We start from the raw sequence: 26,538 nt of genomic DNA, 5'->3' as shown, positions 1-26,538 counted from the left end.
ACCTGCACCCGCGGCGCCCTTATCCGGGGCGCCGCGCTCCCAGTGACACCAGCACGTCGATGGCCGTGCGGACGCGCTCGGTGGCACCGGGAAGTTCAAGGATCACCCGCAGCTTGTCCTGGCCGTCGAGCTTGTAGACCCTCGGCTGCTGCTGCACCAGCTTGATGATCGCCATGGGGTCGACGTCGGGCTTCTCGCGGAATGTCACGCGTCCGCCGTTGGCGCCGAAGTCGAGCTTGCGAATGCCCAAGGGCGTGGCCATCAGCTTCAGCGTCGCCAGCGAGAACAGCTGCTTGGTTGGATCGGTAAGCAGCCCGAAACGGTCGATCATCTCCACCTGCAATTCGCGCAATTCATCTTCGTTGCGCGCGCTGGCGATGCGCTTGTACAAGGTCAGCCGCTGGTGCACGTCCGGCAGGTAGTCGTCGGGGATCAGCGCCGGCAGGTGCAGCTCCACTTCGGTTTCGTGTTCGCTGGCAAGGTCGAAGTCGGGCACCTTGCCCGACTTCAGTGCCCGCACGGCGCGGTCTAGGAGTTCGGTATACAGGCCGAAGCCGATTTCCTGGATCTGTCCTGATTGTTCTTCGCCCAGCATCTCACCGGCGCCGCGGATTTCCAGGTCGTGCGTGGCCAGGGTGAAGCCGGCGCCCAGTTCCTCAAGCGAGGCAAGCGCTTCCAGGCGCTTCTCCGCATCGCCCGTCATGGCTTTGCGGTCGGGGACGATAAGGTAGGCATAGGCGCGGTGATGCGACCGTCCCACGCGTCCACGCAACTGGTGCAGCTGTGCCAGGCCGAAGCGGTCGGCGCGGTTGACCACGATGGTGTTGGCGCTGGGAATGTCAATGCCCGACTCGATGATCGTGGTGCACACCAGCACGTTGAACCGCTGGCGGTGGAAGTCGGCCATGACCTGTTCGAGTTCGCGCTCGGGCATCTGGCCGTGGGCGATGCGGATGCGTGCCTCGGGCACCAGTTCGCCCAGTTCGCGCGCGGTGCGGTCGATGCTGCTCACTTCGTTGTGCAGGAAGTAGACCTGGCCGCCGCGGGCCAGCTCGCGTTGCAGCGCCTCGCGGATCAACGCTGGCTGCCAGCTGCTGATCAGTGTGCGAACGGCCGTGCGATGGGCCGGCGGGGTGGCGATGATCGACAGGTCGCGAAGGCCGCTCATGGCCATGTTCAGCGTGCGCGGGATGGGCGTGGCGGTGAGGGTGAGCAGATCCACTTCCGCTCGGAGCTTCTTCAGCTGCTCCTTCTGGCGCACACCGAAGCGCTGTTCCTCGTCGACGATCACCAGCCCAAGGTTCTTGAAGCGGACATCCGCCTGCAGCAGCTTGTGCGTGCCGATGATGACGTCGATGTCGCCGTCTGCAAGGCGAATTAGCGCGGCATCGACTTCTTTTTTTGACTTGAAGCGCGAGAGCACGTCCACCCGCACCGGCCAATCGGCGAAACGGTCGGCGAAATTGCGGTAGTGCTGCTGCGCAAGCAGGGTAGTGGGTACCAGCACGGCCACCTGCTTGCCCGCGGTGGCGGCCGCGAATGCCGCGCGCAGCGCCACTTCGGTCTTGCCGAAGCCGACGTCGCCGCAGACCACGCGGTCCATGGCCCGGGGTGCGGCAAGATCCACGATGACGCTATCGATCGCCTGCTGCTGGTCGGGGGTTTCCTCGAAGGGGAAGGTGGCAGCGAACTCTTCCACCAGCTGGCGGTCGACAGCGAGCGACTCGCCCTGCCGGGCCTCGCGCTGGGCGTAGATGGCCAGCAGTTCCGCTGCGACATCGCGGACCTTCTCGGCCGCGCGCTTGCGCGCTTTCTCCCAGGCGTCGCCACCGAGTGAATGCAGCGGCGCCAGTTCCGGTGCGGTGCCGGTGTAGCGGCTGACCAGGCCCAGCTGGGCCACGGGCACGTACAGCTTGTCGCCCTTGGCGTATTCGATGGTGAGGAATTCGCCCGGCATGTCGCCGACATCCAGCGACACCAAGCCCTGGTAGCGGCCCACGCCGTGGTCGATATGCACGATGGGCGAGCCGATGGAAAGCTCGGTGAGATCGCGGATGATGCTTTCCGGATCGCGCGCGGCACCCCGGCGTTTCTTGCGGTCGGTGCGCACGCGCTCGCCGAAGAGCTCGCGCTCGGTAAGCACGGTGATGCGCGGCGTATCCAGGGCAAAGCCCTGTTCGAGCGAAGCTACGGTGATAGCCAGCGCGTCGTCCCCGTCGAGGAACTCACGCCAGCCATCGAGCACCAGTGGTCGCAAGCCTGCGGCGGCGAGTTGCTCGTTCAGCGCTTCGCGTCGCCCGGCCGAATCGGCCGCGATCAACACCCGCCCACGGTAGGACGCCAGGAAATGGCGCAGGGCCGTACCTGGTTCCTCTCCCTTGCGGTTGAGCGGAAGGTCGGGCGCCGGCTGGGTACCAAGCGAAACCGCATGCTCGTGCGTGGCCGGCACCACGTCCACCCGTACGCGGGCGTTGAGGCGCTCGCGCAAGCGATCGGGCGGCAGGTAGATTTCATCCGGCGGCAGTACCGGCCGCTCGATGTCATGCGCGCGCTGGTCGTAGCGCTCGGCGGTTTGCGTCCAGAAGGCGTCGGTGGCATCGAGCACGCCCTCGCCCAGGACAAAGAGCGCGTCATCGGCGAGATAGTCGAAGAGGGTTTCGGTTTTCGGGAAGAACAGCGGCAGGTAGTACTCGATGCCGCCTGGTGTCACGCCTTCCTTCATGTCCTGGTAGAGCGGGCAACGGCGCACGTCGATCGGAAACCGCTCGCGCAGCGCGTTGCGAAAATGCTTGGCCGCTTCATCGGTGAGCGGGAATTCACGGCCGGGCAGCAGTTCGACGCTTTCCACCTGATGCTGGGAGCGCTGCGTTTCCGGGTCGAAACTGCGGATGGAGTCGATCTCGTCGTCGAACAACTCAACGCGATAAGGCTCAACCGCGCCCATGGCGAAGATGTCGATCAGCGCGCCGCGTACGGCGAAATCGCCCGGCTCCGCGACCTGGGGCACGTTGCGATAGCCCGCCGCTTCCAGGCGGCGTTGCTCCGCTTGCAGGTCGAGTTTCTGCCCTTTGTTGAGAACCAGGCCGGATCCCGTGACATGCGAGCGAGGTGCCAGTCGCTGCATCAGCGTACTGACCGGCACCACCAGCACCCCGCGCTGCACCGACGGCAACTGATAGAGCGTGGCGATGCGCTGGGAAACGATCTCCGGATGCGGGCTGAAGACGTCGTAGGGGAGGGTCTCCCAATCAGGGAAGTGCAGTACCGGCAAGGAGCCTGAAAAAATCTTCAGTTCGTCCTCGAGCGCATGCGCTCGTTGCGTGTCCCGGGTGACCACCACCAGCAGGCCCTGGTGGTCGCGCGCGGCCTCGGCCACGGTCAGTGCCCAGGACGAGCCCGCGGGTGCCGCCCAGTAGCGGCGTTGTTTCACGGTGGTGGGCAGGGGCGGGCGTTTGAGGGCGGACGGCATTGAGAAGGAGGCGACGGCTGGGGAGGGCAGGACCCTCCATTCTACCGCCACCGGGTGTAACCGGCCGTCAGTCGGCGATGTCCGGCTCGAAGAAGCTCCAGCGGATATCGCGAAATGCCCGTTTGAAGTCGATCTCGACCAGGTTGATGGCCTCGACCAGTTCGCGGTTGGTGGGCGTGGGATTCATCCTCGCCTTCACCGCCACCATCACGTCATTGCCCATCTGCAAGGTGAGGAGGTTGTACACCTGGGCGATTTCCGGGCGAGCATTCAAGAAGGCGAGCATCTCGTCGCGGCGCTGCGGCTCCACGCCTTGCCCGATCAGTAGGGCCTTCACTTCGATGGCCACCGCTACCGCCACCACGATCAGGAGCACCCCGATGGCGATGGTGCCCACGGCGTCGAACAGCAGGTTGCCGGTGGCCATGGTCAGGAGCACAGCTATGAGGGCGAAAGCCAGGCCGATGAGCGCGGCAAGGTCTTCGCCGAAGATCACCAGGAGCTCGCTGGCGCGCGTCTGGCGGAACCAGCGCCAGATGCTGCGGTCGCCGCGGGCCTTGTTCACTTCCTTCATGCATCCGTGCATCGACACGCTTTCGGCGACGATGCCGAACACCAGTACGCCCACGGCCAGCCACGGCCACTTCAGTGGTTCGTGGTGGGTGAGCTTGTGGATGCCCTCGTAGAGGGAAAACATGCCGCCCACGCTGAAAAGCAGCATGGCTACCAGGAACGACCAGAAATACAGCGCGCGGCCCCAGCCCAGCGGGTACTCGCTCGAAGGCGGCCGCCCGGCCTGCCGCATGCCCAGCAGCAGCAGGCCCTGGTTGCCGCAGTCGGCCATTGAATGCACCGCCTCGGCGAGCATGGCGCCGGATCCGGTGAAGATCGCCGCCACCAGCTTGGCCACGAAGATGGCGAAATTGGCACCCAGCGCCAGCAGGATGGCCCTCAGCGAATTGGCTTCACCGGACATGCGCGAATATTCCCCATGGCAAGAACCTGCCGATTCTAGCGGATCACGCCCACGCCCACGCCGAAGCTGAAATTGCTCTTGCCGCTGCGAAGTTCCTCGGCGGTCCAGACGTGCGAGGCGTTGGTGGTGACCACGGGAAAGACATACGCCGCTTCACCGACGCGATCATTTCGCGTACCGGCCAGGCGGCCGCTGACGGTGACCAGCTTGCCAGAAGGGAAGTTGAGCGGCTCCACGTACCCGGGCATCACCGCGATGAAACGCCCGTTGCCGTTGTCACTGGGCTTGGGTCGCTGGGAGTTGTCCAGCGGATAGGCCAGGATCTCGATCTCGCTGTGGTCGGCCAGGTTGCTTACGCTGACGATGCGGCCGCCCCACACCACATCGGAATTGAGGTAGCGCTGCGGCGAGGACGATACCTGCTGGGGTGGCACGTTGAGCGTGCTGCCGGAGGTCTTGTAGATCGGCGCCGGGGCACACGCGGCCAGGGCGACGACGAGCATCGGGGCAAGCAGGCGAACGGCAGGGGCAGTCATGGCGGTGTCCTTGGGCCTGGGCTCCGGTGATCGGCGCCCTTGGCCCGATCGTAAGGGCGAGGGAGGTTATCCGTTGATAACCGGCGCCATGTGATTCAGGCGTCGTTATCCTGGGCAAGCCAGGTGAGGCGGCTTTGCCCCCCCAAGGTCCGGGCCAGTACATCCATCGACTCGGACAAGGCCTGGTCCAGCTGCCAGGGCGCGTTCAACACCAGCATGCCGGTGCCGTTCAGGCGCAGCGGCGTGTTGTCCGGGTGAAGCATGATCTCGGCGCAAAGCACCCTACGGGCCGCGCGCGAAGCCCAGCGCAGGAAGGGCTGCACGGTGCTGCGCTGCTTTACCGGATACCACACCGCATACATGCCGGTGGGCCAGCGCTGCAGCGCATGGCGCAGGGCGGCTTCGATGGCGCGGAATTCGTCTTCGCGCTCGAAGGGCGGGTCGATCAACACCAGGCCGCGTTTTTCCGGGGGTGGCAACAGGCCGCCCATGGCCTCGTAGCCGTCGCGCTTGTGCACGTGCATGCGCGTGTCCTCGCCCAGCACCGCGCGAAGTGCTTCGGCTTCATCGGCGTGCAATTCGCAAAACTGGGCCGAATCGTTCGGGCGCAGCACGCGCTGGGCCAGGAGCGGCGAGCCGGGGTAATGCCGGATGGTTTCGCCATCATTGATCGCGCGCACATGGCCTAAAAGGCTCCATAGCAGTGGAGGCAACCCGCTGGCCACGGCAAGCTTGCCGATGCCCAACTCCGATTCGCCCGTCTTCTGCGCATGCACGCCTTTGAGGTCATAACGGCCGGACCCGGCATGCGTGTCGACGTAGGCGAAGGGCTTGTCCTTGGCCTTCAGCGCCTCGAACAGGGCAAGCAGCACGGTGTGCTTGAGGAGGTCGGCGAAATTCCCGGCATGGAAGGCGTGGCGATAATTCATCGGGCAATTGTAGCCCGACGGGCCAGGGGCTATCGTGGGTGCATGCCTTGCCGCCGCCATCGCCGCCTGTTCCTGCTCGCCATGCTTGCCTGGCTGGTGATGGCGTTCGGTGCACATGCCATGCCCTGCGGGTGCGCAGCCCCGGCGGCTGGCATGGACCACGGCATGGCCATGGCGCACGGGCAGGATCATGCCCAGCCCAATGGTCATGGCCACGGCGCCTGCACCTGCGCGATGGCCTGCGCCGCCGTCGCAAGCGTCCCCCTGTCGTCGCTGCCGGCGTATCCGCTCGTGTCGGGCGCGAACCCGCCCACGGCCGCGCCAGCTTCCGTTGGCGATTTCCCGCAGACACCGCTGCTGCGCCCCCCTTCGGCCTGAACAGGCCGACTGTGGTGCATGGCTGTCCCTTGGGGTAGCCCGGTGTTGCGTGCGAGGTATTCATTGGTGAACAAAAAGAATGAGCGGCCTGGCGGGCCGCATGGCGGTCGACGCCGTTTCGTCCAGGGCTTAGGCCTGGGCGGCATCGCGATGGGCCTGGACCTGCGTGGGCGACTGGCATTCGGCGCGCCCGCGGCGGCGCCGCGTGAACTATCCGGTTCGCAACTGGTGCTGGACGTGGGCGAGCTTCCCGTCGATTTCACCGGCCGGCGAGGCGTGGCGACGGTGGTCAACGGCCAGTTGCCCGCGCCGCTGCTGCGCCTGCGCGAGGGCCGGGAGGTATCGATCCTGGTGCGTAACCACCTGGCGGTGCCTACGTCGCTGCACTGGCATGGGCTTATCGTGCCAGCCGATATGGACGGCGTGCCTGGCTTGAGTTTCGATGGTATTGCCCCGGGGCAGTCGTACCTCTACCGCTTTACCGTGAACCAGTCGGGCACGTACTGGTACCACGCTCATTCGCGCTTCCAGGAACAGACGGGCCTCTTCGGGCCGATCGTGATCGAGCCCCGAGCCGGCGAGCGTTACCGGGCCGACCGCGACTACGTGGTGCTGCTGGCGGACTGGACGGACGAAGACCCCGAACACATCTACGCCACCTTGAAAAAACAGGGCGATGCCTACAATTACGGCAAGCAGACGGCCGGTGATTTCATCCGCGACGCGCGCGGGGAAGGTATGCGTTCGGCACTGGCGCAACGTTCGATGTGGAACCGCAAGCGCATGGACCGGACCGACCTTGCCGATGTCTCCGGCGCTACCTTCACCTACCTGATGAATGGCGTCACGCCCGTGGGCAATTGGACGTGCGCATTCTCAGCCGGAGAGAAGATCCGGCTGCGCTTCATCAACGGATCGTCGATGAGTTTCTTCGACGTGCGCATTCCGGGCCTGGCGATGACAGTGGTAGCCGCCGATGGCCAGGACATTGAGCCGGTGACGGTGGATGAATTCCGCTTCGGTGCGGCTGAGACATACGATGTGATCGTCCAGCCTGCCGCCGATCGCGCGTATACGATCTTCGCCCAGTCGATCGACCGTTCCGGTTATGCGCGCGGCACGCTGTCGCCGGTTCCGGGCATGACGGCCGCGGTACCGGCCATGGATGCGCGCCCGCTGCTGGGCATGGCCGACATGATGGGAGCCATGGGCGCGATGCCCGGCATGGGCGCCTCGCACGACATGCAGGGCGCGGCGACGACAGGCATGGACCACGCCGGCATGCAGCGCACCGGCAATCCTGGCGTGGACATGAAGGTTTCCATGCCCCGGACCAACCTGGACGATCCCGGCGTGGGCTTGCGTGGCAACGGCCGCCGCGTGCTGACCTACGCGGACCTCCACGGCGTGGACAGCCCGATCTCGCCGGGGGTGGAACGCGAGATGATCCTGCGCCTCACCGGCAACATGGAGCGCTACATGTGGTCGATCGATGGCGTGCCTTACGCCAAGGCGCCGCCGATCCGCCTGAGGCTTGGCGAGCATGTGCGCTTTACCCTTGTCAACGACACCATGATGCACCACCCGATGCACCTGCACGGTATGTGGAGCGAACTGGAAGCACCCGACGGCACGTACCTGGCGCGCAAGCACACCGTGACGGTGCAGCCGGCGCAACAGGTGAGTTATCGGGTCAGTGCCGACGCCGTGGGGCAGTGGGCGTACCACTGCCACATGCTTTACCACATGGAGGCGGGCATGTTCCGCGCGGTGGTGGTGGCATGAAGACGAAGCAGGCAAATGCGCTACTGGCAGCATCGCTGTTGGTGGCGTCAGGCGTCGCCGCCCAGACCGAGCACCAGGCCCACGACATGCACGATATGTCCGGCATGCAAGGCATGTCGGGCATGCCGATGCCGCAACCGGCGCAAACGCCGGTGCAGACGTCAGCGTCTTCGCAGGATGTGCCTGCATCGCCATCGACCGCCGCCGTGGTACCCAACGGCCATGTCGCGCCGGCGCCGCCATCGACCTATCCGACGCACCCGGGCATGGGCGAGATGGACATGCACGCCACGCCGTTCAACGTGTTCACCCGGGTGGACGAACTTGAGCGCGGTTTCGGCACAGGCTCGGCCGTGACATCGTTCAATGCCGGAGGATGGATCGGCGGTGACCTCGATCGCTTCGCCTGGCGCGCCGAGGGCGAGCTCGAGCGTGGCACCGACGATGCCAGCGTCGAGGCCTTCTATAGTCATGCCGTGGCCGCTTTCTGGAACATCCAGGCCGGCGTGCGCCAGGACGTCGGCGATGGAGCGTCCCGTTCATGGGCAGCGTTCGGTGTGCATGGCCTGGCGCCGTACTGGTTCGACCTGGAAGCCACGGCCTACCTGGGGCAGGGCGGCCGTACGGCGGTACGCGTGGAGGCCCGCTACGAAGTGCTGTTTACCCAGCGCCTGGTATTGACGCCGAAGTTCGAACTCAACGCCTATGGCAAGAGCGACCCCTCGCGCGATATTGGTTCCGGCGTGAGCGATGTGGAAGCCGGCTTGCGCCTGCGCTACGAATTCACCCGCCGCTTTGCTCCCTATCTTGGCCTTGACTGGCAACGTCGCCTGGGCAACACGGCGTCGATGGCGCGCGCGCAGGGACAAGACGCGGGACAATGGCGTTGGGTGGCCGGTTTGCGGCTGTGGTTCTGACAGGAAAAAGACCAACGATGACCACGCGGGATCTCGCCGGATGGCTGCAGTACCAGGAACGCATCAATCCACGCACCATCGAGCTTGGCCTGGCGCGCGTTCGCGCCGTGTGGGAAACCATGGGTGCGCCGCGGCCTGCACCCATCGTGATCACCGTGGGGGGCACCAATGGCAAGGGTTCGACAGTGGCATTCCTCGAGGCCATGCTGCAGGCGGCGGGCTATCGCGTGGGCTGCTTCACCTCCCCGCACCTGCTCCGTTACAACGAGCGTATCCGCATCGATGGTCTGGATGTCGGCGACACTGCGCTGGTGGCGTCGTTCGAACGGATCGAGGCGGCGCGTGGCGAGTTGCTGCTGACGTACTTCGAATTCGGCACGCTGGCGGCGATCGATTTGATCGCCCGCTCCGGGGTGGACGTAGCCGTGCTTGAGGTGGGCCTGGGCGGACGCCTTGATGCGGTGAACATCATCGATGCGGATGCTGCCATCGTGACGTCGGTCGACCTCGATCACCAGGAATGGCTCGGCGGCGACCGCGACACCATTGGCCGCGAAAAGGCCTTCATCGCGCGCGCCGGCAGGCCCTTGGTGCTGGGGGAGGCCGAGCCGCCCGCGAGGCTCCTGGAGACGGCCACGCAGATCGGGGCGCATGTGCTCATCCGAGGCACCCACTTCAGCGACGCTCCGGGCGCCCCCGCCATGGCCGGCGACTTCCAGCGATTCAATGCGGCGGCAGCCGTGGCCGCGCTGCGCGCCTTGCCCCGCCTCCGGGTGGACGATGCCGCCATGGCGGCCGGGCTTGCAGCCGCGCGGGTGCCCGCGCGGCTGCAAGTGTTGCCGGGCCAGCCCGGCGTGGTGGTGGATGTGGGCCATAACCCGCATGCCGCGCGGGCCCTGGCGGCATGGCTGGACGAGACGCCGCGAGGTGCTGTTCACGCGGTGTTTGGCGCCCTGGCCGACAAGGACATCGACGGCGTGATGAACGCCCTGGGACCACGCATCGCCCACTGGCACCTTGCTTCGCTCGATGGCGACACCCCGCGTGGCCTCAACGCTGCCGCCCTGGCCGCGAGGCTTGCCATCGTGCTGCCCGGGGCGCCCCATGACCTCCACGCAGGCGTGGCCCAAGCGCTTGCTGCGGCCCGCATGGCAGCGGGCGCCGATGGCCTGGTGCTGGCGTTCGGCTCATTCTTTGTCGCCTCGGCCGTCTTGGCGGCGTCTTAGGAAGGTATAATCCAGTCGATACATGTCTGCGCCCTAAGCTGGAGCCCGCATTTGAAAACCCGCCTGCTCGGTGCCGCCGTCCTGCTTGCCCTGGCCGTGATCATCGTGCCGATGCTGTTCTCAAGCGCTCCGCCAAAGACGGACGCCGAGCAATCGCTCAGCCTGGAAATTCCCGCCGCGCCCGACCGCGACCTGCAGTCGCGCACGCTCGACGTCTCCTCGACCGGCAGCGCCCCGGCAGCCGCCCGCACCGCGTTCGGCACCCCGCCGGCCACCTCGGTCACCCCAGGCAACGCTGGCCAGCTGGCTTCGGTGGATATTGCCTCGCGCCGTCCGCCCGACGTCGAAGCCAACGCTCCGGCGGCGACCCCGGCCGGTCCAACCCCCTCGACGGCACCTGCGGCGGCGCCCACGCGTGCGCCGGTCAATAAGCCCCCGGTTGCTACCCCCGCCGCTGCGCCCACCCCCACAGCGCCGCTACCCACGGGCACGGCCGCCCGCGGCAGCTTCAGCCTCAATCTTTCCGCTTACGCCGACCGCGGCAAGGCTGATGCCCTGGTGCAGAAGGTCCGTGGACTGGGCTATCCAGTGAGTACCGCCGTGATCACCCAGGCCGGCAAGCAGCTCACCCGTGTCAATGCCGGTCCCTTCGATACCCGCACGGCCGCCGAGGCCGCACGGCTGAAGATCAAGTCCGCGGTGCCCGGTGTCCCGGCCAGCCTGTCCGGCCAGGTGGCCGACCAGAAGGGCGATGCCCCGGCCGTGGCCGCCGCCACGCCGCGGGCCAGTGCACCCGCGGCCGCCAGTCCCGCCCCTGTTGCCACCGCACGGGCCGGCGGCTGGGCCGTTCAGCTTGGGGCATTTTCCAACGAGGCCGACGCCAACAAGCTGCGCGACAAGATCCGCGCGGCGGGTGTAGCCGGTTATGTGGACGGCATCGCCAGCAGCACCGGGGCCAAGCTATGGCGCGTCCGTGCCGGCCCGCAGACCCAGCGCGAGGACGCCGTACGCGTCCGTGACCAGCTCAAGGCCAAGCTCGGCGTCGACGGCAACGTCGTCACCGTTCCCTAGAAACACGCCCCGGGCATCGTGCCCGCCTTTCCTACAGTGAGCCTGCGGTGACCTGGGTCGACTACATCATCATCGCCGTGCTGGGCCTTTCGGTCTTGATCGGCCTGTGGCGCGGCCTTATCTCAGAGGTGCTGGCGCTGGCCGTATGGATAGCGGCATTCTGGTTCGCCTGGACCTTCGGACCGTCCGTGGCGACCTATTTCGAACACGCCATCCCGCTGCCGTCGGTGCGGGTGATCGTGGCCTACGGATTGTGTTTCCTGGTGGTATTGCTGCTTGGGGCGCTGTTGCGCTTCCTGCTGGCGCGGTTGGTCGAGGGCACGGGCCTGGGCGGTACGGATCGCCTGCTGGGCATGGTGTTCGGCTTCGTCCGCGGCGTGCTGATCGTGACCCTCGCGGTATTCCTGCTAGGGTTCACACCCTTCACGCGCGACCCGTACTGGCGCGATGCCACCTTGCCGCCGTATTTCCAGGGCGTGGCGGACTGGCTAGGCGAGCGCGTGCCCGAGAACGTGCGCCGTTACCTGCACCCGCCAGCCGACATGCTGGACAAATTGCCAAAGCTGCCCGCACCTGCGGGCGACCGCGAACGACATAACCATCCCGCCGCCAGCACCACCACGGCTTAAGCTAAATAAAGAGAAACACCCATGTGTGGACTCATCGGTATCGTCGGCACCGCCGAAGTCGCCTCGTCGCTTTACGACGGGCTGACCGTGCTGCAGCACCGTGGCCAGGATGCCGCCGGCATCGCCACGGTGGACGGTGCCCGCCTGCAGCTGCACAAAGGCAACGGCCTGGTGCGTGACGTCTTCAACCAGCCAGGCGTGCGCACGCTGCACGGGCGCATCGGCATTGGCCACTGCCGCTATCCCACGGCAGGCTCCGACGGCACCGACGAAGCCCAGCCGTTCTATGTGAATTCTCCCTACGGCATCGCCTTTGCCCACAACGGGAACCTGGTCAACACCGAGCAGCTCCGCCGCGAGATGTTCGAGGACGACCGCCGCCACATCAACACCGATTCGGATTCCGAAGTGCTGCTGAACGTGCTGGCGCACGAGTTGCAGCTGAACGACCGCAATGCGCTCACGCCGGACCAGCTCTTCAAGGCAGTGGCCGGCGTGCACGCCCGTGCGCGCGGCGGTTACGCGTGCCTGGCGATGATCCAGGGCTACGGCATCCTTGCCTTCCGCGATCCCAACGGCATCCGTCCGCTGGTACTGGGTGAGCGCGTCACAGCCCTGGGCAAGGAGTACGCGGTGGCATCGGAATCGGTGGCGCTGGACATCCTGGGGTTCACCCGCCTGCGGGACGTGGAACCGGGCGAGGGGGTGTTCATCAGCGACGCTGGCGAACTCTTCACCCGTCATTGCGCGCCGGAAGCGGTGCATGCACCGTGCATTTTCGAATACGTTTATCTTGCACGCCCCGATTCCATGATCGAGGACGTCTCGGTGTACAAGGCGCGCCTGCGCATGGGCGAGAAGCTTGCCGAGAAGATCCTGCGCGAGCGTCCCGACCACGGCATCGATGCGGTGATCCCCATCCCCGATACCGCGCGCACCGCGGCAAGCTCCCTGGCACAGGCGCTGGGCGTGCCGATGCGCGAGGGCCTGGTGAAGAATCGCTACATCGGCCGCACCTTCATCATGCCGGGGCAGGGCGAGCGGGTGAAGTCGGTGCGCCGCAAGTTGAACGCGATCGACCTTGAGTTCCGCAAGAAGAACGTGCTGCTGGTGGACGACTCCATCGTGCGCGGTACCACCAGCAAGCAGATCATCCAGATGGCCCGCGACGCGGGCGCGAAGAACGTTTACTTCGCGTCGGCGGCGCCGCCGGTGCGCTATCCCAATGTGTATGGCATCGACATGCCGGCCACGGCCGAACTCGTGGCCGCCGGCCGCACCGACAAGGAAGTGGAAACGATCCTTGGCGCCGACTGGCTGATCTACCAGGATTTGGAAGACCTCATCTGGGCCGTGAACGACGGTAACGAAGAACTCAAGCACTTCGACACGTCGTGCTTCTCCGGTGAATACGTCACCGGCCTGGACAAGGACTTCCTGGCCCAGCAGGAAACCCTGCGTTCGGACGATGCCAAGCACAAGCGCCGCACGGCCTGACCTGCACGCCGCAGCGAAGGCTTGCCTGGATTGCCCGGATCCGGCGGAGAAGCTCCGCCTGACGGCCATGACTTGGCAGGCTGTCGTCGATGGCAGTTTGACGCCCCATGCATCGGCAGTCGCGCCCGAACCCATCGGGCCACCAGGACGCCCGGCGCTGCCTCGACTGATCTCCTCCCGCGGCCTGCCGCAACGGGGCCTCGGTAGCGCGCAAGGGCGCGCCGCGCTGGTGCACGCGGTAGCGCACATCGAGTTCAACGCGATCAACCTGGCCTGGGATGCGGTTTATCGTTTCCGCGGCATGCCCGATGCGTACTATCGCGATTGGGCATCCTGCGCGGCGGACGAAGCCCGGCACTTTTCCATGCTCACCACGAGGCTCGCGGAACTGGGCCACGCCTACGGCGACTTCGATGCGCACAATGGCCTGTGGGACATGGTCGAACGCACGGCGCACAGCGACACCGTGCGCATGGCGCTGGTGCCGCGGGTGCTGGAGGCGCGCGGCCTGGACGTAACGCCAGGCATGATCGAGCGCCTGCGTGGTTGCGGCGACACGGCGACCATCGGCGTCCTTGAAGTGATCCTGGCCGAGGAAGTGGCTCATGTGGCGGCCGGCACGCGATGGTTCCACTACTGTTGCGCGCGCGACGGACTGGAGCCGGTACCCACCTTCATGCGCTATCTCGATGAGTACATGCGCGGCAGTTTGCGCGGCCCGTTCAACGTGGCGGCACGCAAACAGGCCGGCTTCAGCGACGAGGAACTCGCCTGGCTAGCGACGCTATAGCCCTTGCGCCGAGGCAAAGCTGCTGCGTGGCGTGCCGGGAGCACCTGCTGCCACCCGTGTCCGTAGCAATCCCAGCCGCGCCTGGTCGATATCGTTGGTTGCCGTGGCTTCCATGCGCATGGCCCAACGCCCAGCTGCTTCAGTATCGCTGAGGTCGTACAGGCACAGGTAGGCAAGTTCATTGGCGATGCCCGGCGCAAGCGAAGGCTCCGCCTCCACGGCTTCCCAGGCACGCAGGTAGAACCCGATGGCCGAGGTAATGTCGCGGTTGGCGTAGGCCGCCTGGGCCAGTTTCTTGAGAGTGCGCGGATGCATGGGAATTTCCGGTTTGCTGGAATTCCTGACAGCTTGCTGCGCCCCGCGAACCGCGGGAATCGGAGGAATCTCAAAGAATGTGAAGCCCTTGTGATCGTTCAGGCAGTGGGTGGGCCAGCGCCGCTGGCAAGGGCCTGACCGCACTGCGAACAGAAGCGGGCGTCAGTTTCCGTTCCCGCGTGGTTGCAGGCGGGGCAGGTAGGGCCTACCGGTTTCAGGCGGCTCCAAAGCGTCACCGCCATCTCCGCACCGACGATGCCGGTGGGCAGCGCGATGATGCCGTAGCCCAGCAGGATGGTCACCGAAGTGATGAACTTGCCAAGGACAGTCTGGGGGGTGATGTCGCCGTAACCTGTGGTGGTCATCGTCACCACGGCCCAGTACATCGACGCGGGAATGGACTCGAAGCCCGGCGTCGGGCCTTCCACCACGTACATCACGGTGCCCAGGATCACCACCAGCACGGCCACCGTGCAGACGAACACCATGATCTTTCGCCGTGCGTGGCTGAGCGCCTCCATGAGGTCCTGCGCCTCGCGGAAGTACCGCGTGAGCTTGAGCACGCGGAACACACGCAACAGGCGCAGCAGGCGGATGTCGATGAGGTAGTGGGCTCCGGGGAACATCAATGCGAGCAGCGTGGGCAGCAGGGCGATCAGGTCGACCACGCCGAAGAAACTGGTGGCGTAGGCCAGCGGCCGCCGCACGCTAAGCAGGCGCACCAGGTACTCGATGACGAACATCGTGGTGAAGAACGATTCGGCCAGCAGGAACCACGATCCGAAGCGCTGGTGCCATGACGGCACGCTGTCGAGCACCACCACGCCTACGCTGGCCAGGATCGCTACCAGCACGGCGACGTCGAAGGCGAGCCCGGCGGGCGTATCGGCGCGGAATACCACCCGGTAGAGGCGCTGGCGCCAGTGCCTGCGGCCGGGTTCTTCGCCGCGATGGACGGGATTGACGTGATTCACGGGGCGTTCCTCGCTCAATGGGAGGGCCGGCGTCCATCGCCGGCCGCGTCGCGGCCCTAGGCCAGCTGCAGGCCGCGAAGCCGGGCCTGGCCGGGCTGGATTTCCAGCACAGAACCCTGCTCGTACCAATCGCCGAGCACGATACGCCTGGCGTTTTCCCCGTCAAGGGAGAAATCGTGGATGGCAGGGCGATGGGTGTGGCCGTGCACCAGGCGCCGGACGCCCGCGTCGCGCATGGCCCGGGCCACCGCGTCGGCGTTGACGTCCATGATGGTTTCGTCGGTCTTGCCGGTATAGGCACGGCTATCGGCACGGGCCTTGGCGGCGAAGGCCCGGCGCTGGTCGAGCGTCATGGCCATCATCTGTGCCCTGAACTGCGGCGTACGCACCTGGGCGCGCACGGCCTGGTAGGCGGTGTCGTCCGTGCACAGGACATCGCCGTGCATCAGCAACGTTGGCTCGTCGGCGATGTCGTGCACCACGCCATCGGGCAGGATCTGCATGCCAGCCCGCCTGGCGAAATCCTCGCCGAGGAGAAAATCACGGTTACCGGCCATGAAGTAGACCGGTACCCCGGCATCGGCCACGCCGCGCGTGGCGGCGGCGATGCGGCCGGGAAGCGGGGCGTCGTCGTCATCGCCGATCCACGCCTCGACGAGGTCGCCGAGAATGTAGAGCGCGTCGGCCCCGCGTACCTCGCCGCTTGCCAGGAATCGCTCGAAGAGGTCGGTGATCGCGGGCCGTGCTTCATCCAGGTGAAGGTCGGCGATGAATAGCGTGGTCATGCCTTCTTCTTCGGCGTCGCCGGAGCCTTCACGGGGGTCTTTGCCGGTGGCTTGGCCGCAGCGCTCGTTGCCGGCGCCGGTGCGGCCTTCGGCGCGGGTTTTTCCTCGCCCACCACGTTGGCGCCGTCGATCACCACCAGCGGGTTGGGAACGTCGTTGACGAAGGGACCCAGTGCACGCGTGGGCAGCCCTGCCATCTTGTCGACCACGTTCATGCCTTCGACCACCTTGCCGAACACCGCGTAGCCCCAGGTCAGCCCGCTCTGGTTGCCGGCGTAGTCCAGGCGACGGTTGTCCACCAGGTTGATGAAAAACTGGGACGTACCAGAGGCCGGGTCCGCGCCGCGGGCCACGGCGACCGTGCCACGGAGGTTGGACAGGCCGTTGTCCGCCTCGCTGGCGATGGCAGCACGAGTGCGCTTTTGCTGCAGGTCGCGGGTGTAGATGCCGCCCTGTACAAGGTAGCCGTTGACGGCGCGATGGAACACGGTGCCGGCGTAGAAGTCGTCGCGCACGTACTGCAGGAAATTGGCCACGCTCTTGGGGGCCTTGTCCGGGAACAGTTCCAGCGTGATCTCGCCCTGGCTTGTGTGCAACACCACCCTCGGATGCGCCTCGGCGGCGGCCGCTTCGGGCTTGGCCGCCTGGCCGAGGGCCAGGGCCGGGAGGACGAGTAGGGCGAAGGCAGCCAGGTATCGGGTCATCGGCACATGATACCGCCGCCGGCCGGATCGCGCGCCCGCCCCGGCGGCGGTCAGTAGGTGATCAGTTCAAGTTCCAGGCCCAGATCGGCCATCGGGCCCTTTTCCTGCTCGAGGTCTGCCTCGGTCAACGGGTGTTCGTCGAGCCATTCGGCGGGCAGCGCCAGGCGCAGCTTGGTACGGGTGGCGGCAAGCTTCAGCGGTGGCATCGGCTCGGCGCGGCGCGAGCGGCGGAACAGCACGGCCAGTCGCAACAGTGCGGTGGCGTAGCGGGCCAGCGCACGATGCCGCGTGGGCAGTGCCATCAGCAGGGCCTTGTCGGGCTTGCGCCGGTGGCATTCGACGATGGCGGCCAGGAGCTGTTGTTCCTGCCGCGAGAAACCGGCCAGGTCTGCATTGCGAAGGATGTAGCCGCCGTGGCGATGGTGCTGGCTGTGGGCGATGGCCAGGCCCAGTTCGTGCACGCGGCCGGCCCACGACAGCCATTCGCGGGCTTCGGTGTCGAGCTTCCATGCCTTGGCGACCTGGTCGAACAGGGCCAGCGCCGTGGTTTCCACGCGGCGCATGTGCGCCCGGTCCACGCCATAGCGCGCGGCCAGCGCATCGATGCTGCCGGCACGCGGGTCGCTGCCACCGGCGCGGCCGATGAGGTCCCAAAGCAGGCCCTCGCGCATGGAGCTTGCGCATACTTGCAGGCCGGTGATGCCCAGGGCTTCGAAAGCGGCTTCGAAGATCACCACGCCGCCGGCGAACACGCCAGTGCGGTCTTCGGCCAGGCCCGGCAGCTTCAGTGCCTGGATCGAGCCTTGCGCCAGCATCGCCTCGCGGATGCCTGCAAGCGCCGCCGGGGTGATGGCGTCGTCCGTCAGGCCCATGGCCTGGGCCACGGCACCGATCGCCTTGGCGGTGCCCGACGAACCATAGGCATTGGCCCAGCCTGCTTCGCGATATTCCTCGGCGAACTGTTGCAGCAGCACGCCGATCTCGCGGCGCGCGCGCTGCCAGCGTTTACGCGTGATCTTGCCACCGGGGAAGAAGCGCAAGGTGGAGGCGATGCAACCGACCTGCACGCTCTCGGTGTATTCGGGGGAGATATGCCGCCCGATGATGAATTCGGTGCTGCCGCCGCCGACATCGATCACCAGCCGGTTGTCGCGCGACACAGGCAGGTCGTGCGCGGCGCCCAGGAAAATCAGACGGCCCTCCTCGCGGCCGGAGACGATTTCCACGGGCGTGCCCAACGCCACTTCGGCCGCGGCAAGGAAGGCGTGCGGCGATGCCAGGCGGCGTACGGTATTGGTGGCGACGGCCCGCACGCGGGCGCCGGGAAGGCCCGCGATGCGCTGGCCGAAGCGGGCAAGGCTTGCAAGCGCAGCGGCACGATGGCCGGCGTCGAGGGTTCCATCGGCGCGCAGGCCCGCCGCCATGCGCACCGTATCGCGAAGGCGATCGATCACCCGGGGTTCGCCATGCTCGAACCGGGCCACCACCATGTGGAAGCTGTTCGAGCCCAGGTCGATCGCCGCCAGTACTTCACCTTCGGCGATCTGCGGCCTGGCCGCCGCTGCCGTGCGCGCGGCCGACGCGTCGCCACGATATGCCTTACCCACAAAGCTTCTCCAACAGGTATTGCTGCGCATTGTGCGGCGCGTCGTCGCCCGGTTCGCTGCGCGTGTAATGGCCATCGGCGCCCAACAACCAGGCCTGGGTGTTGTCGCGAAGATAGTTGTCGAGGGTTTCCTGGTACACGCGCGCCGCCAGTTCGGGATCCAGGATCGGCACGGCAATTTCGATACGCCGGCGGAGGTTGCGCTCCATCCAGTCGGCGCTGGCGGTGTAGATCTCAGGCTCGCCGGCATTGCCGAACCAATAGATGCGGCTGTGTTCGAGGAAACGGCCGACGATGGAACGCACGCGGATGTTCTCGGAAACTCCCTTCACGCCGGGGCGCAGGGTACATGCTCCGCGGATCACCAGGTCCACCTGCACGCCCGCCATCGAGGCGCGGTAAAGCGCCTTCACCACCTGCGCCTCGTTCAAGGCGTTGAGCTTGGCCATGATGCGCCCACCACGGCCTTCGCGGGCGTGGACGATCTCGCGTTCGATTTTGTCCATCACCGAGCTGTACAGGGTGAAGGGTGAATGCAACAACTGCTTGAGCGCGATCATCGGACCCAGGCCCGAGAGCTGCTGGAAGATCTTGTGGACGTCCTGCCCGACGTCCTCGTTGGAGGTCATCAGGCCGATGTCGGTGTAGCCGCGGCTGTTGCCCTGGTGGTAGTTGCCGGTGGACAGATGCACATAACGGCGGAGCTTGTCGCCCTCGCGGCGTATGATCAACAACATCTTGGCGTGGGTCTTGTAGCCCACCACGCCATACACCACCTGCACGCCGGCCTCCTGCAGCCGCGTGGCCAGCCCGATATTGGCTTCCTCGTCGAAACGCGCGCGAAGCTCCACCACCACGGTCACATCTTTGCCGTTGCGTGCGGCTTCCACCAGCAGGTCCACCAGCGGGGAATCCTTGCCGGCGCGGTAAAGCGTCTGCTTGATCGCCAGTACGCCGGCATCTTCGGTAGCCTGGCGGAGCAGTTCCACCACCGATGCGAACGACTCGAAGGGATGGTGCAGGAGGATGTCCCGCTGGCTGAGCAGTTCGAACGGCTTGCCATCCTTGCAGATGGTGGTGTTGAGCTTGGGTATGAAGCGCGGGAATTTAAGTTCCGGTCGATCGATGAGGTCGTAGACGGTTTCCAGGCGGATCAGGTTCACCGGGCCGTCGCAGCGGTAGACGTCCTGTTCTTCCAGCTGGAAATTGTGGATCAGCATCTGCGTGATCGCGCGCGGGCAATCGGCGCCGACCTGCAGCCGTACCGGTCGCGCGTAGCCTCGGCCGATCAGTTCCTCGGTCAGCGCGCTGGCCAGGTTCTCGACCTCCGCTTCTTCCACTACCAGTTCGCCGTTGCGGGTGACGCGGAACTGGTACGAGCCCTTGACCTTGAAGCCGGGGAACATCTCGTCGGCGAAAGCGTGCAGCACTTCGGCCAGGAAGACGAAATCGATGCCGCCATCGCCGACTTCATCGGGGAGGCGGATCAGGCGCGGCAGTGAACGTGGTGCGCGCACCAGAGCCATGTGGCCTTCGCGGCCGAAGGCGTCCCGGCCCTCCAGCACCACGGCGATGTTCAGCGTCTTGTTGAGGATGCGCGGGAACGGATGCGCCGGATCCAGGCCCAGGGGCGAGAGCACCGGCATGATCTCGTTCTGGAAATACCCCTGGAGCCAGCGGCGCTGTTTCTCGTTCCATTCGTCCCGGACGCGGAATCCGATGCCCTCGGCGGCCAGCGCCGGGCGCAGGTGCGCCTGCCAGGTCTCGTATTGGGAGTCCACCAGGGTAAGCGTGCGTTCGCGGATGCGGGAGAGGATCTCGCCCGAGCCCAGGCCGTCGGCCCCGGGCAGATGCGCGTTTAGCGCGTGCTGGTGCTTGAGCACCGCCACGCGCACTTCGAAGAATTCATCCAGGTTGCTGCAGACGATGGCAAGGTAGCGCAGCCGTTCGAGCAGCGGCACTGCCGGGTCCTGCGCCTGGGCCAGTACGCGGAAGTTGAATTCCAGTGCCGCCAGCTCGCGATTGAGGTAAAGCGCGGGAGCATCGAGTGCCGGGGCGGCGGGTGTACGCGATCGTGGCATGGGCTGACGGTGGCCTGGCGATCGGTCGAGGATGGAAGATGCGGCGGAGGCTTGCAAGGGACGGCGCGCCATGGCGCCGGCCGATGGCTTTAGCTGGCCAGGCTTTCTTCGCCGCCCGGCACCAGCAGCCGCTCGGCACCGAAGATCGCCGAGAAGGTCGAGCCCTTGCCCGGTTCGCTTTCGATCTGCAGGCGGGCGTGGTGCAGGTTCAGCACGTGCTTGACGATGGACAGGCCCAGCCCCGTACCGCCGCTATCGCGCGAGCGGCTGGACGACACGCGGTAGAACCGCTCGGTCAGCCGCGCCAGGTGGGTGGCCGGGATGCCGTAGCCTGAATCGGCCACCGAGAAGATCACCCCGGCGGCATGCGGCTCGAAGCGGATGTCGATGCGGCCTCCGGTGGGTGTGTAGCGCACGGCATTGCTCACCAGGTTGGAGAACGCGCTGTGCAGGTCTTTCGATGAGCCGAGCAGGTCGGTGGCGGCAGTATGGGTGAGGGTGATCCGGTGCCTGCCCTGGCTCAGTGCTTCGGCTTCGCGGCGCAGGGTGGCCAGCAGTGGTTCGATCGTTACGCGCTCGTCGGCGATACGGTCCTGGGTTTCCAGGCGCGAGAGCGTGAGCAGGTCTTCGACGATCTGCCCCATGCGGCGCGACTGCACGCGCATCTCCCCCAGCACCGGCGCAAGCTCCGGAACGTCTTCGGGATCAAGCAGTTCAAGATAGCCGTGGATGACCGTCAGCGGCGTGCGCAGTTCGTGCGAGACGTTGGCGACGAAGTCGCGGCGGATCTGCTCCAGGCGGGTCATGTGGCTGATGTCGCGCACCAGCAACAGGCGCTGGCGGCTGCCGAACGGCAGCAAGGTGGCGGAGATGTGCCGGTTCGCGTGGCCCGGGGCGGTGACGTCGTTCAGGGGCTCGCGCCCTCCGTCGATCAGCCACTTGGCCAGATCGGTCGCCTGCAGGCACTCACTGAGGATGCGGCCGCGATCGGTGGGCCGGCGCAGGCCCAGGAGGTCTTCGGCGGCGTGGTTGAACCATCGCACGTGCTGGGCCTGGTCCATCAATACGACGGCGTCGGGCAGGCTGCCGGCGGCACTGCGCAGGTCGCGCAGTTGGGAAGCAATACGGCGGGAGCGTGTCATCAGACGGTCATGCCTGGGGTCGGTCGTTTGGCGAGGCGTGGCCATGATGGGATCGGTTCGATGACGGATCGAAGACAGCAGTGCGACGAATTGCGACAACGCGACAATGCTCACGCCAATCAGCGCATTTCCCGTCGCCCAACCCACCACCACACCGGCCACCAGGCCGGCGGCGGCCAGCAGGAGTGCCCGGCGGGAAGTTCGGTCAAGGCGCATCGGTGCTCCAGTGGACGGACATCAAGCCGTCACCATAGCTTGGACCGCGCGCCTTTTGTCAGGGGCTGGCCGAAAACCGGTAGCCGGCGCCGCGCACGGTCTGCACCATGTCGTCCAGCTTCCAGGGTTCCAGTGTCTTGCGCAGGCGGCGGATGTGAACATCGACGGTGCGTTCTTCCACGTAGACGCTGCCGCCCCACACGTGGTCGAGCAACTGGGCGCGCGAGTACACGCGCTCAGGGTGGGTCATGAAGAAGAACAGCAGGCGGTATTCGGTGGGGCCGATCGGCACCGGTTCTTCGGCGGCGTAGACGCGATGCGCCGGGCCGTCGATGCGCAGGCCGCCGATCTCCACCATGCCGGTGCCGTCGTCGCCCTGGCTCCGGCGAAGCACCGCCTTGATCCGCGCGACCAGCTCGCGGGTGGAAAAAGGCTTGATGACATAGTCGTCCACGCCGGCTTCCAGGCCGTTCACCCGATCCATCTCCTCGCCGCGCGCGGTGAGCATGATGATCGGGATCTCGCGGCTGAGTTCTTCCTTGCGGAGGCGTCGGGCCAATTCCAGGCCGCTCATGCCCGGCAACATCCAGTCGAGCAGGATGAGGTCGGGCACGCGTTCGGAGATGGCCATCTGCGCCGCTCGGGCATCGGCGGCATGGACAGCGTCCATGCCGGCCTTGCGCAGGGCGAAGGCGACCATGTCGCGTATCGAGGCTTCGTCTTCGACGATCAGGATGCGCTTGTGCACGCGGGAGGCGCCTTAGTTAAGGTGGGGTGTGACGCGGAGATTGCAGCGGGATTTTGTTACATCACGATGACATTTACGAAAAATCCGTCCCGATGCTGTCATTGTTTCCCCACCGCTACTGTGCGCCGGCGCCCAGGCAGAAGTTCCCCATGCAGGCTTGGTTGGGCTTTTTGCCGGTTTCGCCCAACTGATCGCGGCGTCCGTCAGGGTTGTCTTCGGTGGGAATCTTCCGCTTGCGCAGTTCCAGCACGACGGGCGTGAGGTCGGCGATACGCGCCTGGATTCGCGAGCGCTCGTAGAAATCCAGGTTCGGCCGGTCCAGAAGCCGCTTGTATTGCTCCATGGCGTCGAACGGCCGTCCCGAGAGCGCCGCAGCGTCGGCGTAGGCTTCCTGGCCGCGCACGGTGTCGCCTGAGAGCTCGCTGGCGCGGGCGAACGCTCGGTACAGCTCGGCATCGTCGCTGTCGTCCAGCAAGGGTTTGAGCATGGCCGCGGCCTTGCCACCATCGGCCTTGCCGCCGCCCGTTACCAGGGCATTGCCGTAGTCGATCGCCACCGCGCGGTTCTTTGGGCTGCGCTCGTGCAGATCCGCGTAGATGCGCAGGGCGTCCGCACGCTCCTCGCCCACGCGCAGGGCGTCGGCCATGGCCAGGCGCAGGACGATGTCGTCGGGCGCTTTGGCCAGCAGTGGCCTCAATTCGGCCTGGGCCTGCTGGGGCCGGCTGCTGCGGGTAAGGGCCAGCGCCAGGCCATAGTGATTGGCCGGGGTATCAAAGCCGGGCCGGTCCATGTTTTGTGCATACAGGGTGGCCTGCCGCCCGGCGTCGCCGCTGAGCACGCGGGCGCGTTCGCGCATCAGCGCGTAGATGCCGGTGTCGCCGTTGCCGTTGCCGCGCCGGCTTATGACGATGCGCGTGGGATCAGTCACGAACGGAATGGGCGCGGTGGCCTTGTTCCAGGACTTTGGATCGAGCGTGGCCGTGGCCGGCCGCTTCGCCTGTTGGTCGACCAGCGCCTTGGCGCGGGCCTTTGCATCGCTGATGCGGTTGGCTGTCACCGGATGGCTTTGCAGCAGTTCCGGCAGGCTGTAAATGGATTCACCCTGGCCGGCGCGCATCGCGTCGCTCATGCGCTCGAAGAAACTGGCCATCGCGTTCGGATCGTAGCCGGCGTTGGCAAGGGTCTGGATGCCGGTGCGGTCGGCCTCGGTTTCGTCGGCGCGGGTGAAATTGATCTGCTTTTGCATGATCAATCCCTGGCCGCCCATCAGCACGGCGGGCAGGGCGTCGCCGCTATGCGCACCGGCGCCCGCGGCCACCGCGCCCAGCAGCACGAGCGCCATCATGGGGCCTGCCTTCTTCGATTCCTCGAAGGCACGTACCAGGTGGTTCTGGGTAATGTGGCCGATTTCGTGCGCCATCACGCCAGCCAGTTCGCTTTCGCTGCGGGTGATGGTGACAAGCCCGGTGTTTACCGCGATATAGCCGCCGGGCAGGGCGAACGCGTTGATGTCGTCGTCCTTGACCATGAAGAAGGTGTACTTCTGCTTGGGCTTGGCGCTGGCCGCCACCAGCCGGTAGCCGATGTCCTGCAGCCAGCTCTCCAGCAAGGCATCGTCGACCACCAGGCCCAGGGCGCGCATCTGGCGCATTTGCTGGTTGCCGTAGTCGTCCTGTTCCTGGGGGCTCACCAGGGCATCGGCGGAACTTCCAAGCTCCGGCAGGCGCACGTCGTCCTGGGCGCTGGCAAGGCAGGTGATGCCAGCGGCGAGCAGGAAGGCTAAGAGGCGGGTAAATCCCTTTTTCATGGCTGGAACATTAGCACTGGGCAACCCCCTTGGACCTTTCCCCAGGCTGTCCGGTTCCCAGCCCGGGCTATTGTCCGGACCCCGTTTGCCCCTATCTTTGCGCCATAGCCTTCACTGGAACCTGTATGAGCCAGCCTGACATCACCATCTACTCGACCGCCGTCTGCCCCTATTGCGTGGCGGCGAAGAATCTCTTGAAGTCCAAGAGCCTGGAGTGGAAGGAAATTCGCATCGATACCGACCCCGCGCAGCGGGACGACATGCTGGCCCGCAGCGGCGGCCGACGCACGGTGCCGCAGATCTTCATCGGCGAGAATCACGTGGGCGGGTTCGACGACCTGGTGGCCGCCGACCGTAGCGGCAAGTTGTCGCAGTTGCTTGGTGCTGCCTGATGTCCGGGAACGAGCGGGTCAAGGAATTTACCGAGTTCCGCGAGCGGATGAACGAGCGCATCCTGGGGCAGGACAACCAGGTGATACGCCGTTTCTTCGCCCTGGATACCCAGACCTACCGTGCCGGCGCCCTGGACGTGAAAACCAAGGAAATGCTGGGCCTGGTGGCATCGCTGGTGCTGCGTTGCGACGACTGCATCAGCTACCACGTTGCCCAGTGCAAGGAAGCCGGGGTGAACCGCGAGGAATTCTTCGAGGTGTTCAGCGTGGGCCTGGTGGTGGGCGGTTCCATCGTCATTCCCCATCTGCGCCGTGGCGTGGATTTCCTGGACACGCTGGAAGCTGGCGAAGGCGACGCGGCGGCCTGCGCCGATCACGCCTGAGGGTTGGGCCCCAAGAGGCCCTGAGTGGCCATTCCCTTGTGAGATGAGGGCGAAATCGCCGATAATTGGCTGATTTCATTCCCCGGGCAGGCGCCAGAAGGCCCCGCCATCTCCAAGGAGTTCCCCCATGAGCAAGACGATTGCCGTGATCCCCGGCGACGGTATCGGCCCGGAGATCATGAACGCCACGCTGCGCGTGATCGACGCCCTCGACTGCGGCCTGTCGTATGAGTTCGCCGACGCCGGCGTGGTCGCCCTGGAAAAGCACGGCGACCTGCTGCCCCAGGCCACCATCGACCTCATCACCAAGCACACCGTGGCACTGAAGGGTCCGCTCACCACCCCGATCGGCGGTGGCTTCACTTCGATCAACGTCACGCTCCGCCGCCACTTCGACCTCTACGCGAACGTGCGTCCGGCGATCAGCTTCCCCGGCACCAAGGCGCGCTACGAGAACATCGACATCATCACGGTGCGCGAGAACACCGAGGGCGCGTACCTGGCCGAAGGCCAGACGCTGTCCGAAGACGGCCAGGTGGCGCAGTCGATCATCCGCAACACCCGCAAGGGCTCCGAGCGCATCGTGCGTTATGCCTTCGAGATGGCACGCAGCAAGGGCCGCAAGAAGATCACGGCCGTGCACAAGGCCAACATCATGAAGACGTCGTCGGGCCTGTTCCTGAACGTTGCGCGTGAAGTGGCCAAGGAATACGCCGACATCGAGTTCAACGAGATGATCGTGGACAACACCTGCATGCAGTTGGTGATGAACCCGTATCAGTTCGATGTGATCGTCACCACCAACCTGTTCGGCGACATCCTCTCCGACCTTTGCGCCGGCCTCGTCGGCGGCCTGGGCCTGGCACCGGGTGCGAACATCGGCAAGGGCGCGGCCATCTTCGAAGCCGTGCACGGTTCGGCACCGGACATCGCCGGCAAGAACATCGCCAACCCCTGCGCCCTGTTGCTGGCCGCGGCCGACATGCTCGACCACCTGGACATGGTGGCCAAGGGTGCGCGCGTCCGCCAGGCGATCCGCGACACCATGGAAGCGCGCGACCGTGTCACGCCGGACATCGGCGGCACGGGCAGCACGGAAACATTCGCCGACGCCATCGTCGAGCGCATCCGCGCCACGGCGTAATCCATCGGCGGTTCATTGGGGGTCAGAGTCATTACCCT

The 26,538-nt window shown here is 66.1% G+C and carries 23 protein-coding genes; 10 read left to right on the top strand and 13 right to left on the bottom strand.

All coding sequences use genetic code 11. The features are described 5' to 3' along the window. Window positions 1-19 precede the first annotated feature (19 nt). The 4 genes from mfd to NDK18_RS11955 all read right to left on the bottom strand — a co-directional run bounded on the left by mfd (window position 20) and on the right by NDK18_RS11955 (window position 6,120). Window positions 20-3,469 (bottom strand): transcription-repair coupling factor, encoded by a 3,450-nt coding sequence (gene mfd / locus NDK18_RS11970; protein WP_250627899.1) that lies wholly within the window; start codon window positions 3,467-3,469, stop codon window positions 20-22. A 67-nt stretch (window positions 3,470-3,536) separates the two neighbouring features. Continuing rightward, on the bottom strand, window positions 3,537-4,445 hold the full coding sequence (locus NDK18_RS11965; protein WP_250627898.1) for a cation diffusion facilitator family transporter: 909 nt from the start codon (window positions 4,443-4,445) through the stop codon (window positions 3,537-3,539). 35 nt (window positions 4,446-4,480) lie between these two features. After that, window positions 4,481-4,981 (bottom strand): Slp family lipoprotein, encoded by a 501-nt coding sequence (locus NDK18_RS11960; RefSeq protein ID WP_250623756.1) that lies wholly within the window; start codon window positions 4,979-4,981, stop codon window positions 4,481-4,483. Window positions 4,982-5,076: 95 nt separating this feature from the next. Next, window positions 5,077-6,120 carry a 23S rRNA (adenine(2030)-N(6))-methyltransferase RlmJ gene (locus NDK18_RS11955; protein ID WP_425502695.1) on the bottom strand — a complete coding sequence of 348 codons (1,044 nt, stop codon included), beginning with the start codon at window positions 6,118-6,120 and terminating at the stop codon, window positions 5,077-5,079. Between the two features lie 234 nt (window positions 6,121-6,354). On the opposite strand from NDK18_RS11955, the gene NDK18_RS11950 reads away from it, so the two are divergent. Genes NDK18_RS11950 through NDK18_RS11920 form a run of 7 tightly spaced genes read left to right on the top strand, consistent with a single transcriptional unit; the run spans window position 6,355 to window position 14,203 of the window. Next, a complete protein-coding gene (locus tag NDK18_RS11950; RefSeq protein WP_345777079.1) occupies window positions 6,355-8,073 on the top strand; it encodes a copper resistance system multicopper oxidase in 1,719 nt (572 codons plus the stop codon). Continuing rightward, window positions 8,070-8,990, top strand: a complete 921-nt coding sequence (locus NDK18_RS11945) for a copper resistance protein B (RefSeq protein ID WP_250623755.1) — start codon at window positions 8,070-8,072, stop codon at window positions 8,988-8,990. Before NDK18_RS11950 ends, NDK18_RS11945 begins: the two co-directional genes overlap by 4 nt. Before the next feature lie 17 nt (window positions 8,991-9,007). After that, a complete protein-coding gene (gene folC, locus NDK18_RS11940) occupies window positions 9,008-10,216 on the top strand; it encodes a bifunctional tetrahydrofolate synthase/dihydrofolate synthase (RefSeq protein WP_250627897.1) in 1,209 nt (402 codons plus the stop codon). Between the two features lie 51 nt (window positions 10,217-10,267). Beyond that, on the top strand, window positions 10,268-11,287 hold the full coding sequence (locus NDK18_RS11935) for an SPOR domain-containing protein (protein WP_250623753.1): 1,020 nt from the start codon (window positions 10,268-10,270) through the stop codon (window positions 11,285-11,287). Between the two features lie 47 nt (window positions 11,288-11,334). Next, window positions 11,335-11,916 (top strand): CvpA family protein, encoded by a 582-nt coding sequence (locus tag NDK18_RS11930; protein ID WP_250623752.1) that lies wholly within the window; start codon window positions 11,335-11,337, stop codon window positions 11,914-11,916. Window positions 11,917-11,937: 21 nt separating this feature from the next. Continuing rightward, window positions 11,938-13,413, top strand: coding sequence for an amidophosphoribosyltransferase (gene purF / locus NDK18_RS11925; RefSeq protein ID WP_250623751.1), 1,476 nt, complete (start codon window positions 11,938-11,940; stop codon window positions 13,411-13,413). Next, window positions 13,385-14,203: a ferritin-like domain-containing protein gene (locus NDK18_RS11920; RefSeq protein ID WP_250623750.1), complete on the top strand. Its 819-nt coding sequence runs from the start codon at window positions 13,385-13,387 to the stop codon at window positions 14,201-14,203. The genes purF and NDK18_RS11920 overlap by 29 nt, the downstream gene beginning before the upstream one ends. Here the strand turns inward: NDK18_RS11920 and NDK18_RS11915 are convergent. The 9 genes from NDK18_RS11915 to NDK18_RS11875 form a co-directional block, all read right to left on the bottom strand. Then, window positions 14,198-14,518, bottom strand: coding sequence for a hypothetical protein (locus tag NDK18_RS11915; protein WP_250623749.1), 321 nt, complete (start codon window positions 14,516-14,518; stop codon window positions 14,198-14,200). The two genes, NDK18_RS11920 and NDK18_RS11915, sit on opposite strands and share 6 nt — an antisense overlap. 98 nt (window positions 14,519-14,616) lie before the next feature. Then, complete coding sequence (locus tag NDK18_RS11910; RefSeq protein ID WP_250623748.1) at window positions 14,617-15,492, bottom strand: ion transporter; 876 nt, start codon at window positions 15,490-15,492, stop codon at window positions 14,617-14,619. Between the two features lie 56 nt (window positions 15,493-15,548). Next, entirely contained in the window at window positions 15,549-16,277 is a 729-nt protein-coding gene (gene lpxH, locus NDK18_RS11905) for a UDP-2,3-diacylglucosamine diphosphatase (protein WP_250623747.1), read from the bottom strand. Further along, window positions 16,274-16,981, bottom strand: a complete 708-nt coding sequence (locus tag NDK18_RS11900; RefSeq protein WP_250627896.1) for a peptidylprolyl isomerase — start codon at window positions 16,979-16,981, stop codon at window positions 16,274-16,276. The genes lpxH and NDK18_RS11900 overlap by 4 nt, the downstream gene beginning before the upstream one ends. Before the next feature lie 50 nt (window positions 16,982-17,031). Continuing rightward, window positions 17,032-18,525, bottom strand: a complete 1,494-nt coding sequence (locus NDK18_RS11895) for a Ppx/GppA phosphatase family protein (protein ID WP_250628035.1) — start codon at window positions 18,523-18,525, stop codon at window positions 17,032-17,034. A gap of 55 nt (window positions 18,526-18,580) precedes the next feature. After that, the gene (ppk1, locus tag NDK18_RS11890) at window positions 18,581-20,668 is read right to left on the bottom strand and encodes a polyphosphate kinase 1 (protein ID WP_250623745.1); all 2,088 of its coding nucleotides are present in this window, start codon (window positions 20,666-20,668) and stop codon (window positions 18,581-18,583) included. Window positions 20,669-20,757: 89 nt separating this feature from the next. After that, window positions 20,758-22,026 carry a phosphate regulon sensor histidine kinase PhoR gene (phoR, locus tag NDK18_RS11885; RefSeq protein WP_250627895.1) on the bottom strand — a complete coding sequence of 423 codons (1,269 nt, stop codon included), beginning with the start codon at window positions 22,024-22,026 and terminating at the stop codon, window positions 20,758-20,760. A gap of 58 nt (window positions 22,027-22,084) precedes the next feature. Continuing rightward, a complete protein-coding gene (gene phoB / locus NDK18_RS11880; protein WP_250623743.1) occupies window positions 22,085-22,774 on the bottom strand; it encodes a phosphate regulon transcriptional regulator PhoB in 690 nt (229 codons plus the stop codon). A gap of 115 nt (window positions 22,775-22,889) precedes the next feature. After that, window positions 22,890-24,581 (bottom strand): M48 family metalloprotease, encoded by a 1,692-nt coding sequence (locus tag NDK18_RS11875; protein ID WP_250623742.1) that lies wholly within the window; start codon window positions 24,579-24,581, stop codon window positions 22,890-22,892. A gap of 125 nt (window positions 24,582-24,706) precedes the next feature. Here NDK18_RS11875 and grxC point away from each other — a divergent pair, with 125 nt between their 5' ends. The 3 genes from grxC to NDK18_RS11860 all read left to right on the top strand — a co-directional run bounded on the left by grxC (window position 24,707) and on the right by NDK18_RS11860 (window position 26,500). Continuing rightward, window positions 24,707-24,973 (top strand): glutaredoxin 3, encoded by a 267-nt coding sequence (grxC, locus tag NDK18_RS11870; RefSeq protein WP_250623741.1) that lies wholly within the window; start codon window positions 24,707-24,709, stop codon window positions 24,971-24,973. Beyond that, window positions 24,973-25,356: a carboxymuconolactone decarboxylase family protein gene (locus NDK18_RS11865; protein ID WP_250623740.1), complete on the top strand. Its 384-nt coding sequence runs from the start codon at window positions 24,973-24,975 to the stop codon at window positions 25,354-25,356. Before grxC ends, NDK18_RS11865 begins: the two co-directional genes overlap by 1 nt. Window positions 25,357-25,483: 127 nt before the next feature. Beyond that, window positions 25,484-26,500: an isocitrate dehydrogenase gene (locus NDK18_RS11860; protein ID WP_250627894.1), complete on the top strand. Its 1,017-nt coding sequence runs from the start codon at window positions 25,484-25,486 to the stop codon at window positions 26,498-26,500. Window positions 26,501-26,538 lie beyond the last annotated feature (38 nt).

Source organism: Pinirhizobacter soli (assembly GCF_015905305.1).
GTDB lineage: Bacteria > Pseudomonadota > Gammaproteobacteria > Xanthomonadales > Rhodanobacteraceae > Pinirhizobacter > Pinirhizobacter soli.
The sequence above is the reverse complement of the archived record's forward strand: the minus strand, read 5'-3'. Positions and strand labels throughout refer to the sequence as shown.

Coding starts and splice junctions, on each gene's coding strand:
- mfd (WP_250627899.1), bottom strand. CDS start 3,469: ATGCCGTCCGCCCTCAAACGCCCGCCCCTGCCCACCACCGTGAAACAA.
- NDK18_RS11965 (WP_250627898.1), bottom strand. CDS start 4,445: ATGTCCGGTGAAGCCAATTCGCTGAGGGCCATCCTGCTGGCGCTGGGT.
- NDK18_RS11960 (WP_250623756.1), bottom strand. CDS start 4,981: ATGACTGCCCCTGCCGTTCGCCTGCTTGCCCCGATGCTCGTCGTCGCC.
- NDK18_RS11955 (WP_425502695.1), bottom strand. CDS start 6,120: ATGACCATTGGGCTGGGCATGATCCTGCCCGTGCGCCATGGCCATGCC.
- NDK18_RS11945 (WP_250623755.1), top strand. CDS start 8,070: ATGAAGACGAAGCAGGCAAATGCGCTACTGGCAGCATCGCTGTTGGTG.
- folC (WP_250627897.1), top strand. CDS start 9,008: ATGACCACGCGGGATCTCGCCGGATGGCTGCAGTACCAGGAACGCATC.
- purF (WP_250623751.1), top strand. CDS start 11,938: ATGTGTGGACTCATCGGTATCGTCGGCACCGCCGAAGTCGCCTCGTCG.
- NDK18_RS11920 (WP_250623750.1), top strand. CDS start 13,385: ATGCCAAGCACAAGCGCCGCACGGCCTGACCTGCACGCCGCAGCGAAG.
- NDK18_RS11915 (WP_250623749.1), bottom strand. CDS start 14,518: ATGCATCCGCGCACTCTCAAGAAACTGGCCCAGGCGGCCTACGCCAAC.
- lpxH (WP_250623747.1), bottom strand. CDS start 16,277: ATGACCACGCTATTCATCGCCGACCTTCACCTGGATGAAGCACGGCCC.
- NDK18_RS11900 (WP_250627896.1), bottom strand. CDS start 16,981: ATGACCCGATACCTGGCTGCCTTCGCCCTACTCGTCCTCCCGGCCCTG.
- ppk1 (WP_250623745.1), bottom strand. CDS start 20,668: ATGCCACGATCGCGTACACCCGCCGCCCCGGCACTCGATGCTCCCGCG.
- phoR (WP_250627895.1), bottom strand. CDS start 22,026: ATGCGCCTTGACCGAACTTCCCGCCGGGCACTCCTGCTGGCCGCCGCC.
- NDK18_RS11875 (WP_250623742.1), bottom strand. CDS start 24,581: ATGAAAAAGGGATTTACCCGCCTCTTAGCCTTCCTGCTCGCCGCTGGC.
- grxC (WP_250623741.1), top strand. CDS start 24,707: ATGAGCCAGCCTGACATCACCATCTACTCGACCGCCGTCTGCCCCTAT.
- NDK18_RS11865 (WP_250623740.1), top strand. CDS start 24,973: ATGTCCGGGAACGAGCGGGTCAAGGAATTTACCGAGTTCCGCGAGCGG.
- NDK18_RS11860 (WP_250627894.1), top strand. CDS start 25,484: ATGAGCAAGACGATTGCCGTGATCCCCGGCGACGGTATCGGCCCGGAG.